8 protein-coding genes and 1 riboswitch are annotated in these 11,192 nt (G+C 55.6%); all 8 genes read left to right on the forward strand.

The annotated features are described in order from the left end of the window. Positions 1–526: 526 nt before the first annotated feature. A riboswitch (purine riboswitch) is annotated at positions 527–627 on the forward strand. A 210-nt stretch (positions 628–837) separates the two neighbouring features. The 8 genes from purS to purD all read left to right on the forward strand — a co-directional run bounded on the left by purS (position 838) and on the right by purD (position 10,456). Beyond that, positions 838–1,083 (forward strand): phosphoribosylformylglycinamidine synthase subunit PurS, encoded by a 246-nt coding sequence (gene purS, locus A372_RS0101015; protein ID WP_019418990.1) that lies wholly within the window; start codon positions 838–840, stop codon positions 1,081–1,083. A 4-nt stretch (positions 1,084–1,087) separates the two neighbouring features. Continuing rightward, positions 1,088–1,777, forward strand: a complete 690-nt coding sequence (gene purQ, locus A372_RS0101020; RefSeq protein ID WP_019418991.1) for a phosphoribosylformylglycinamidine synthase subunit PurQ — start codon at positions 1,088–1,090, stop codon at positions 1,775–1,777. A gap of 40 nt (positions 1,778–1,817) precedes the next feature. Next, a complete protein-coding gene (purL, locus tag A372_RS0101025; RefSeq protein WP_036702874.1) occupies positions 1,818–4,049 on the forward strand; it encodes a phosphoribosylformylglycinamidine synthase subunit PurL in 2,232 nt (743 codons plus the stop codon). Between the two features lie 53 nt (positions 4,050–4,102). Next, positions 4,103–5,554: an amidophosphoribosyltransferase gene (gene purF, locus A372_RS32840; RefSeq protein WP_036702877.1), complete on the forward strand. Its 1,452-nt coding sequence runs from the start codon at positions 4,103–4,105 to the stop codon at positions 5,552–5,554. A gap of 110 nt (positions 5,555–5,664) precedes the next feature. Then, a complete protein-coding gene (gene purM, locus A372_RS0101035) occupies positions 5,665–6,711 on the forward strand; it encodes a phosphoribosylformylglycinamidine cyclo-ligase (RefSeq protein WP_019418994.1) in 1,047 nt (348 codons plus the stop codon). Positions 6,712–6,794: 83 nt separating this feature from the next. Then, positions 6,795–7,367: a phosphoribosylglycinamide formyltransferase gene (gene purN, locus A372_RS0101040; RefSeq protein WP_026010822.1), complete on the forward strand. Its 573-nt coding sequence runs from the start codon at positions 6,795–6,797 to the stop codon at positions 7,365–7,367. Positions 7,368–7,613: 246 nt separating this feature from the next. After that, entirely contained in the window at positions 7,614–9,161 is a 1,548-nt protein-coding gene (gene purH, locus A372_RS0101045) for a bifunctional phosphoribosylaminoimidazolecarboxamide formyltransferase/IMP cyclohydrolase (RefSeq protein ID WP_019418996.1), read from the forward strand. 17 nt (positions 9,162–9,178) lie between these two features. Further along, the gene (gene purD, locus A372_RS0101050) at positions 9,179–10,456 is read left to right on the forward strand and encodes a phosphoribosylamine--glycine ligase (RefSeq protein ID WP_019418997.1); all 1,278 of its coding nucleotides are present in this window, start codon (positions 9,179–9,181) and stop codon (positions 10,454–10,456) included. Positions 10,457–11,192 lie beyond the last annotated feature (736 nt).

Consider the following 11,192-nt stretch of genomic DNA (forward strand, 5'->3'; position numbering starts at 1 on the left):
CACGTTGCAAAGAAGCGCCCTTTGGCCCACTCTCCCCTGCGCTCAGCGAAGGACACGTTGCAAAGAAGCGCCCTTAGCTCCACTCTCCCATTTGCTCAGTAAATTTAGTAAACGATGTCTCTTGGCTTTGTAATTAAAGTGTCTGAGTACGAGTATCATTTTTCGTAGCTAGTTCCAGATGATTCATTTTGCCTCAATAGGTTCATTAGTAGCACCCTCTCATGAAACAGAAAACGAACCGGAAATCTATGAGCTGAACAGTGAAAATGGTGTTGGAATCGCAACGACTATTTTTTCTGACTCAAGGGTAGAGTGTCGCAAGGCACTTGGGACGAGAGGCATAGCTGGATGGAATCGGAAATGGAGCGGGATGTGGAATCGACAATGACAATTCGACTTCGCTCGGGAACATAAACAGGACGTCTAGGTTAAAAAACGAACTATACATTTTAATATTGTTTTAATGTTCGTGTTTTGCGGTTGACAGGGGGTTGTAACCTTGTTAAACTAAACTCGAATTCAATATATAACGTATGATGATAGCTCTCGTATAATTCCGGGGATATGGCCCGAAGTCTCTACCCAAAGACCTTAAATTTTTGGACTACGAGAGAAAGCGTCAAGTAGCCGTGTGCCCTCTTAGGGTGGGCTTGCTTTCGTTTTCTTTCCTCTGTTCGAATGGGTCCGAGATAGAGCTTCTGCAGCTATCAGCGGGCCTTTTTATGTCATTCATCCAGAATCTTCTTCATCCTTGCCTCACATGTTCAGCATTCCGGCCAACGATAATTCGTTTCGTTCGGCACCCAATTCATACTCACACTGGGGAGGACCTATCCAATGTTCAAAGTAAAGGTTTATGTCACGACGAAAGCAAATGTACTTGATCCGCAAGGCACGGCCGTTCAACAGGCGCTGCACACGATGGGTTACGGCGATGTCGAAGAAGTGCGCATCGGCAAATACTTGGAACTGACGATTGACACGGAAGACCGCGCCCAAGCGGAAGCGGATGTGGAGAAAATGTGCAAGCAGCTGCTCGCCAATCCGGTCGTTGAAGACTATCGTTACGAGTTGGAGGACTAAGGGCATGAAGGTAGCTGTACTCGTTTTTCCGGGTTCCAACTGTGATTGGGATTGTGTGCATGCGGCAGAAGAGACGTTGGCGGAAGCGACGGTGGAGCGTGTCTGGCATACAACTGAAGATTTGACTGGCTACGATTTGATTATGGTTCCGGGTGGATTCTCGTACGGCGACTATTTGCGCAGCGGCGCGATTGCCAGGTTCGCTCCGGTGATGAACGCGGTGGCGAAGGCGGCGGACAAGGGCGCCTATGTGCTCGGCATTTGCAACGGATTTCAAATTTTGACTGAAGCGGGTTTGCTCCCGGGCGCACTGCGCCGCAACACGGGGTTGAAATTCCGCTGCCATCACTCGAAATTACGTGTCGTTCAATCTAACACGGCGTTTACGAGCGAATACGGGCAGGATGAGGTCATCGATATCCCAATCGCTCACGGCGAAGGCAACTATTACTGTGATGAGCAGACGTTAGAGCAGTTGAAGCGCAACAACCAAATTGTATTTACGTATGAAGAGAACCCGAATGGGTCTTTGGAACATATAGCAGGCATTATTAACGAACAAGGCAATGTGCTCGGCATGATGCCGCATCCGGAGCGTGCGGTCAGCGACCTGCTCGGATCGAAGGACGGCGTGCGCATGTTTCAGTCAATTATGAAGGTTTGGAGGGAACGTCATGCAACGAACGTTAACTAAGAACGAGACGGATGCCGTGTTGGAGCAAGGGAAAGCAAACATGCTGAAGGAGCCGTCGGCACAGCAAATTGCGGAGGAGCGGATTTATGCGTCGATGGGCGTGACGGATTCGGAATATGCGCACATTTGCGAGCTGCTCGGCCGTCAGCCGAACTACACGGAAATCGGCGTATTCAGCGTCATGTGGTCGGAGCACTGCGCCTACAAAAATTCCAAGCCCTTGCTGAAGCGGTTCCCGACGACAGGCGAGCGCGTGCTAGTCGGTCCGGGTGAAGGCGCCGGCATCGTCGACATTGGCGACGGTCAAGCGGTGTGCTTCAAAATCGAGAGCCATAACCACCCTTCCGCTATCGAGCCTTATCAAGGCGCAGCGACAGGGGTTGGCGGCATCATCCGCGACATCTTCTCGATGGGCGCGCGTCCGATAGCGCTGCTGAACTCGCTCCGCTTCGGCCAATTGACGGATGAGCGCGTGCGCTATTTGTTCGAGCATGTCGTATCTGGGATTGCAGGCTACGGCAACTGTATCGGCATTCCAACGGTCGGCGGCGAAGTGATGTTCGACGCGAGCTACGAAGGAAATCCACTTGTGAACGCGATGTGCGTAGGCTTAATTGATCATCAGGATATTCAGAGCGGTGTGGCGAGCGGCATCGGCAACCCGGTCTATTATGTCGGACCTCCGACAGGGCGCGATGGCATCCACGGGGCGACATTTGCTTCGGAGGAACTGACGGAAGAGTCGGAGGCGAAGCGTCCGGCGGTTCAGGTCGGCGATCCGTTCATGGAAAAATTAGTGATGGAATCGTGCTTGGAGCTCATTCAATCGGGTATCGTTATCGGCATTCAAGATATGGGTGCAGCGGGCTTGACCTGTTCCAGCGCCGAGATGGCAAGCAAGGCGGGCAACGGTCTGGAGCTGCATCTGGACGAGGTGCCGCAGCGCGAACGCGGCATGACACCTTACGAGATGATGCTGTCTGAATCGCAAGAGCGCATGCTGTTCGTCATCGAAGAGCATAACGAGCCTATAGCGATGGAAATATTCAACCGCTGGGGCGTCATCTGCCGCCAGGTCGGCCGCGTGACGGATGATGGCCGACTCCGCCTGACCTATGGCGGTGAGGTGGTAGCGGATATGCCGGTGCGCGGTCTGGTGGACGAATGTCCGGTCTATGAGAAGCCGTCTCAGGTTCCGGCTTACTATACAGCGAACGAACAGGTGGATACAACGAATTATCCAGAAGTGACGGATGTTAACGATGCTTTGTTCAAAGTGCTTGGTTCCCCGACGGTGGCGAGCAAAGAGTGGGTATACCGCCAGTACGATAGTATGGTGCGCGCCAGCACGGCGGTAGCGCCTGGCTCGGATGCTGCAGTTGTCATGGTGCGCGGCACGCGCAAGGCGCTTGCGATGACGACGGATTGCAACGGACGCTATGCGTATCTTGACCCGTATATGGGCGGACGCATTGCGGTGGCGGAAGCGGCGCGCAACATCGTATGCTCTGGTGCGGAACCGTTAGCGATTACGGACAACTTGAACTTCGGCAATCCAGAGAAGCCAGAGAACTTCTGGCAAATGGAGCAGGCCGTCGATGGGATGGCGGAAGCGTGCCGTCACCTGTCAACTCCGGTAATCGGAGGGAACGTCAGCTTATACAATGAAAATGCAAAAGGGGCCATCTATCCGACTCCAGTAGTTGGCATGGTCGGTCTCGTGCATGATGTGGATCATATTACGCAGCAAGGCTTCAAGCAGGCAGGCGATATTGTGCTCCTGCTCGGCACAACGAAAGCAGAGCTTGGAGGCAGTGAGTTCCAGACTGTTATCCATGGCGTGACGGAAGGGCGTCCGCCGGTGGTGGATTTGGATGTGGAACAGCGTCTGCAGTGCGCCGTGCTTGGCGCGATTCAAGCGGGTAAGGTGCAATCCGCTCATGATGCGGCGGAAGGCGGGATCGCGGTTGCGCTCACGGAGTGCGCCATCAGCGGAGGCATTGGTGTGACGGCAGATTGGCAAGTGGAAGGTATGAGACCGGATGTGGCGTTGTTTAGTGAATCTCAATCCCGTATCGTGCTGTCGGTTGCTCCGGAGCATGAGGAAGCGGTCGTTGAGTGGTGTTCCCAATATGAAGTGCCTGTTCAGCGCTTAGGCGTCGTTGGCGGAGACCGGATTCAGCTGCGGGTGAACGGCAAGGATGCCATCGGCGTGACACGATACGAAGCGGAGCGGGTGTGGAAGGATGCGATTCCATGTCTGATGCAATAAAGCAGCATGCGAAGGAACGTGAAGAGGCGGCCCGGGTGTACGACTTGGCGGGCATGGACGAGAGAGGCAGTTACTTCAACGAAGGCATAGGCAAAGACGGTCCGTTCGACCGTCTGCGCGAGGAGTGCGGCGTATTCGGCGTATTTGGCTACGCCGATGCCGCCTCGCTCACGTACTACGGCCTTCATACGCTGCAGCACCGCGGCGAGGAAAGCTCAGGCATCTGCACGTCAGACGGCCGCGCGTTCAGCTATCACCGCGGCATGGGCCTCGTAAAGGAAGTGTTCGACAAGGACCGCCTAGAAAGCTTGCTTGGCGACCGCGCCATCGGTCACGTGCGCTATTCCACGTCTGGCGACAGCCGCTTGACGAATGCGCAGCCGCTCGTGTTCAAGACGCGTGACGGCGACTTGTCCGTAGCGACGAACGGGAACATCGTCAATGCGCCGGCTATTCGGCGGGAGCTGGAGCAGAAGGGCTCCATCTTCCAGACGACGAGCGATACTGAGGTCATTGCCCATTTGATCGCCCGTTCGGAGGCCGACCTGGTGACGGCGGCGAAGGAAGCTCTTCGCCAGCTCGCCGGCGGCTTCGCGTTTCTCATTATGACGAATGACAGGCTGCTTGTTGCATCAGATCCGCATGGTTTGCGTCCGCTGGCGATGGGACGCATCGGTGATGCGTATGTGTTTTCGTCTGAATCGTGCGCTTTGGACGCGGTGGGCGCGGAATTCATCCGTGCGATCGAGCCGGGCGAGCTGCTCGTGTTAGACGAGATGGGCTACCGCTCGGAACGATTCGCGCCCGTGGAGCGCCGCGCTTTGTGCGCGATGGAATTTATATATTTTGCACGTCCAGACAGTCAAATGCATGACATCAATCTTCATACCGCCCGCAAGCGGATGGGGAAGCAGCTGGCGCAAGAGTCGTTTGTCGAGGCGGACATCGTATCCGGCGTGCCGGATTCCAGCATTTCCGCCGCTATCGGCTACGCGGAGGCGACAGGCATTCCCTATGAGATGGGCATGATTAAGAGCAAATATTCGGGCCGTACATTCATTCAGCCCAGCCAGGAGCTGCGCGAGCAGGGCGTCAAGATGAAGCTAAGCGCGGTGCGCAGTGTAGTGGAAGGCAAGCGTGTCGTCCTCATTGACGACTCGATCGTGCGCGGCACGACGTCACGCCGCATCGTCAAGATGCTGCGCGATGCGGGCGCGCTGGAGGTGCATCTGCGCATCGCGTCGCCACCGTTCAAGCATCCGTGCTTCTACGGCATCGATACGCCGGACAGCAATGACTTAATCGCTTCGAGCCATTCCGTAGAAGAGATTTGCGGCTTGATCGGCGCGGATTCGCTTGCGTTCTTGTCTCACGAGGGCACGGTGGAGGCGATCGGAGGCGCGTTCGCAAAGGAAAAGAAGGGCGGTCTGTGCATGGCCTGCTTCGATCACGATTATCCGACGGAGCTGGCTGCCGCGGCGAAGACATCGGGCTGCGGCTGCTGAAAAAATGAACCGTACATGAGGATGCAAAGTTGTTGCCCATCGGTATTTGAATTTTGTTCAAATGAAAAATATGTGATAACCTCTAAAACTTGAGTGAGGGAGAGAAACCCATGTCTGAAGCTTATAAACAAGCGGGTGTCGACATCGCGGCAGGCAATGAAGCCGTCGAACGTATGAAGAAGCATGTGCGCCGCACGTTCCGCCCTGAGGTGATGACGGATCTCGGCGGCTTCGGCGCTCTATTCCAACTGAACAGCAAAAAATACGAGGAGCCTGTGCTCGTATCGGGAACCGATGGCGTTGGAACGAAGCTGATGCTTGCCTTTGCCATGGATAAGCATGACACGATTGGCATCGACGCGGTGGCTATGTGCGTGAACGACATCGTCGTGCAGGGGGCGGAGCCACTGTTCTTCTTGGATTACTTGGCCTGTGGCAAAGTGAAGCCGGAGCGCATCGAGAGCATCGTGAGCGGGATTGCGGAAGGCTGCGCGCAGGCGGGCTGTTCGCTCATCGGGGGCGAGACGGCTGAAATGCCGGGCATGTACGAGACGGAAGAGTACGACATCGCAGGCTTCAGCGTGGGGGTTGTCGATAAGAGCCGCATTGTTAACGGAGCAAGCATCAAGCCGGGCGATGTCATTCTCGGTCTGCCATCGAGCGGCGTGCACAGCAACGGCTTCTCGCTCGTGCGCAAGCTGCTGCTGGAGCAAGCGGGCTACAGCTTGAATGCGCAGGTGCCGGAGCTAGAGACGGAGGCGACGCTCGGTGAAGTGCTGCTTACACCGACACGCATCTATGTTAAACCGCTGCTTGAGCTGATGAAGCAGGTGCAAATTAAAGGAGCGGCGCACATTACGGGCGGCGGCTTCCTCGAAAATATTCCGCGTGTACTGCCGGAAGGGACAGCGGTTCATATTGATTACGGCTCATGGCCGGTGCATCCGGTGTTCCGCTTGATGGAGCGGGTTGGCGCCTTGAAAGCGGAGGAGCTGTTCACAACGTTCAACATGGGAATCGGCATGATCGTCGTCGTGTCGGCACAGGATGCGGATGCCGCAGCGGCATGCTTGTCAGAGCAGGGTGAAGCGGTGTACCGCATCGGGACTGTGACGGAAGGCGCACGGGAAGTACGGATACCGGAGGTCGGGATATAATGCGTCCGATGGATACGACTTCTGTTCACAAAGAAACGGCAGACTTCAGCGTGCCGTCGTTAGAATTGCGTGACGGGGAGCGGATGCCGCGTATCGCGGTGTTCGCCTCTGGTTCAGGCTCGAACTTCCAAGCGCTTGCAGATGCGGCTTATGCGCAGCAGTTGGATGCGGATGTGGCGCTCCTTATTTGCGACAAGCCTCGCGCTTATGTCCTTGAGCGGGCGCAGGCGGCGGACGTGCCCTATGTGGTATTCGAGCCAAAGCAATATTTGTCACGCGAGCAGTATGAACACGATGTGCTGCATGTGCTGGAGGAATACGACATCGATTGGATTGTGCTTGCTGGCTATATGCGGCTCATTACGCCAGTGCTCCTTCATGCATATGAAGGGCGCATGGTCAACATTCATCCATCGCTGCTCCCGGCCTTTCCGGGCCTGCACGCGGTACGCCAAGCGCTGGATTACGGCGTGAAGGTGACGGGAGTGACGGTGCATCTCGTAGATGAAGGGATGGATACGGGTCCGATTGTGGCGCAGCAAGCCGTCATGATTGAACCGGGTGATACGGAAGCGGCATTGACTGCGCGTATTCAGGCGGTGGAGCACGAGTTGTATCCGCAGGTGGTACGCCGTCTGATGAGAGGAAAGAGCTAGTTGTTCGGATGTAGGAATCCGGACAAGAGAGAAAGCGTTTTGCAGGTGAGCATACGGGCAGCAGGTTCCAACAGCATTGCTGGATGAGCAGGTTGAGGCTGTCTGGACGAATGGACTTTATCACATTAAAATGGTATACAATCATAATTCCAAATGTTAGCACAACGGAGCGGGGATGGAAGCGAGCTATACATCCGCCGGGCTCGGAAGTGGCAGCCATATATTTTTAGCAAGGGAGAGGACAACATGACGATTCAAAGAGCGCTTATTAGTGTATCCGACAAGACGGGTGTCGTTGAATTTGCGCGTGCGCTGGCAGAAGCGGGCGTGCAGCTTATTTCAACCGGAGGAACGAAGTCGCTGCTGGAGCAAGCGGGCGTGCCGGTAACGGGTATTTCGGATGTGACTGGATTTCCCGAAATATTGGACGGACGGGTAAAGACGCTCCATCCAGCCGTACACAGCGGTCTGCTTGCGGTACGAAGCAATGAGGAGCATCGCAAGCAGTTGGAAGAGCTCGGCTTATCCACGATTGATATGGTCATTGTTAATCTATATCCGTTCCAGCAAACGATAGCGAAGCCAGATGTGTCCTATGAAGATGCAATTGAAAATATAGATATCGGCGGGCCAACAATGCTGCGCTCAGCGGCCAAAAACCACGGTGACGTTACTGTAGTGGTCGATGCGGCGGATTATGAGGCGGTGTTGGAAGAAATCCGTAACGGCGGAGATACGACGCTTGAGACGCGCAAACGCTTGGCAGCGAAGGTATTCCGCCATACGGCGGCGTACGATGCGTTGATCGCGGACTATTTAAGCGGACAGGTCGGCGAGACGTGGCCAGAGCGCTACACGGTTACGTACGAGAAGGTGCAGTCGCTTCGTTACGGGGAGAACCCGCACCAGGAAGCGGCGTTCTATCGCCAACCGTTGGCAGCGCCGGGCAGCATTACGACGGCGGAGCAACTGCACGGCAAGGAGCTGTCCTACAACAATATTAACGACGCAAACGCCGCTCTCTCCATCGTGAGCGAATTCAAGATGCCAGCGGTTGTTGCCGTAAAGCATATGAATCCTTGCGGGGTCGGTATCGGTGCTACCGTGTTTGAAGCGTATCAAAAGGCGTACGAATCTGATCCAACGTCCATCTTCGGTGGTATCGTCGCTGCGAACCGGACAATCGATGGGGACACGGCACGCTTGCTGCACGAAATCTTCCTCGAAATCGTCATCGCGCCGGATTTCACGCAAGAGGCGCTGAATATATTGCAGCAGAAGAAAAATTTGCGTCTGCTGCGCACCGGCGTCGTTCCGACTCCGGCAGAGCGTGGCGCGTCCCGCCAGCTCACCTCGGTGAACGGCGGCTTGCTGGTGCAGGAGAATGACCTGCATACGCTTGACGCTACCAAGCTGCAGGCTGTGACTGAGCGCAAGCCATCGGAAGCCGAGCTGGAGCAGCTGCTGTTCGGCTGGAATGTGGTCAAGCACGTGAAATCGAATGCCATCGTGCTCGTGAAGGATGGCATGACTGTCGGCGTAGGCGCAGGTCAGATGAACCGCGTCGGGGCAGCCCGTATCGCGATCGAGCAGGCTGGAGAGAAGGCGCGCGGCGCGGTGCTTGCATCGGATGCGTTCTTCCCGATGGGAGATACGCTCGCCTTAGCGGCGGAAGCTGGCATTACGGCTGTCATTCAGCCCGGCGGCTCCATCCGTGACGACGAGTCCATTCAAGTGGCGAATGAGCATGGACTGGCAATGGTCCTTACCGGTGTCCGTCATTTCAAGCATTAGGAACGGGGGATGTGCAGATGAAGGTATTGGTCATTGGCAGCGGCGGCCGCGAACACGCGCTGGTCTGGGCGCTTAAGCAGAGTCCGAAGGTGGATGAGGTGCTGTGTGCGCCGGGCAATGCCGGTATTGCGCAGCTTGCGGAGTGCATTGCGTTATCCGTCAACGATTTCGAAGGCATTGCTGCCTATGCTGCGGAGCAGAAGGTGGACCTGGTCGTGGTCGGTCCGGACGATCCGCTCGCAGACGGCATTGTTGATGCGCTGCAGGCGCACGGCTTGCGCGTCTTCGGGCCCGACCGCAAGGCGGCCGAGATTGAAGGCAGCAAAGTGTTCATGAAGCACTTGCTGCGCAAATACGATATTCCGACTGCGGCTTATGCGGTCTTTGATGACGCGGATACGGCGAAGCGTTATGTGCGGGAGCAATCGATGCCTATCGTCATCAAGGCGGATGGCTTGGCGGCAGGCAAAGGCGTGACGATTGCGCACAGCTTGGCGGAAGCTGAGCAGGTGCTGGAGGAAGTGATGGTCGAACGCAAGTTCGGCGCTTCCGGCCAGCAGGTGGTTATTGAAGAATTTATGCAGGGCCAAGAGATGTCCATTCTCGCGTTTGTGGATGGCGAGACGGTGCGTGTTTGCGTGCCTGCGCAGGATCATAAGCCGATATTCGACGGTGACGAAGGTCCGAATACGGGTGGCATGGGGACGTACAGCCCTTTGCCGCAATTCTCGGAAGCGGTGTTCGCGAACGCTGTCGACACTATTGTTCAGCCGGCAGCCCGGGCGATGGTTTGTGAAGGAAGGCCGTTTAAAGGCTTGCTCTTTGCCGGGCTGATGATTACGCCGGAAGGGACGCCGAAGGTCGTTGAATTTAACGCGCGCTTCGGGGATCCGGAGACGCAGGTTGTGCTGCCGCGCTTGAAGAGCGATCTGTTCGACGTCTTGTGGGCGGTGGCAGAAGGAAAGCTGCATGAGGTGGAGCTGGAATGGCACGAGGATGCAGCGGTATGCGTTATCGTGGCATCCGAAGGTTACCCTGGCGCATACCGCAAAGGCGACGTCATCACAGGCTTGGATATAGCGGCAGAGCAGGCACTGCTCTTCCATGCCGGAACTTCCCGCGATGCGGATGGGGTGTGGAGGACGAACGGCGGACGCGTGCTTGGCGTGGTCGGCCGGGGTGAAGATGTGGCGGCTGCGGCGGCGCAGGCGTACAAGGCAGTCGATATGCTCCATTTCGACGGGGTGCAATATCGGAAGGACATTGCGGCCAAAGCGAAAACGCCCATAATATAACTTGATGCGAATTGAATGTAATGCGGGTTTATCGAGCTCTCTCCCTTATTTGCTAGGAGAGAGCTTTTTTATGTTGCACAATTTGAGGTGAAGGGGTCAACTCATTGGATATCGTACAGTGGAAAGGCGCGTTAGAGGGCCTCAAGAGACATTTGATTGGATTTGATCCAGTAGAATCTGTGTTGAAGCAGCTATGGAGCAGAATTAAGTGGGATTTGACTGGATGTTTTCCAATGGAGTGGTGGATTCAGGGGGGGATGCAACATTCTGCTGTATGTTTTCCAATACACTTTGGCTTGCGTTAGGACACGGTAGTAGGAGGGATTACCTTTGGCACTTCATTAGCAGTATCTGAGCACTTCAACTCAGTGGCTTGGAACTAGGCTATAGAGCCAATCTCCCCCTCAACTCAGTGGCTTGAAACTGGTCTAAAGAGCCAATCCCCCTCAGCTCAGTGGCTTGAAACTGGGCAATAGAGCCAATCTCCCCTCAGCTCAGTGGCTTGAAGCTGGGCAATAGAGCCAAATTCCCTTCAACTTCGTGGCTTGAAACTGGGCAATAGTGTCAATCTCCCCTCAGCTCAGTGGCTTGAAGCTAGGCTATGGAGCCAATCCCCCTTCAGCTCAGCGGCTTGAAGCTGGGCTAAAGAGCCAATTTCTCCTCAGATCAGTGGCTTAAAGCTGGGCAAAAGAGCCAATCTCTCCTCAGATCAGTGGCTTAAAGCTGGGCAAAAGAG

Origin of the sequence: Paenibacillus sp. OSY-SE, assembly GCF_000283315.1 — a bacterium.
Classification (GTDB): Bacteria; Bacillota; Bacilli; order Paenibacillales; family Paenibacillaceae; genus Paenibacillus_B; species Paenibacillus_B profundus.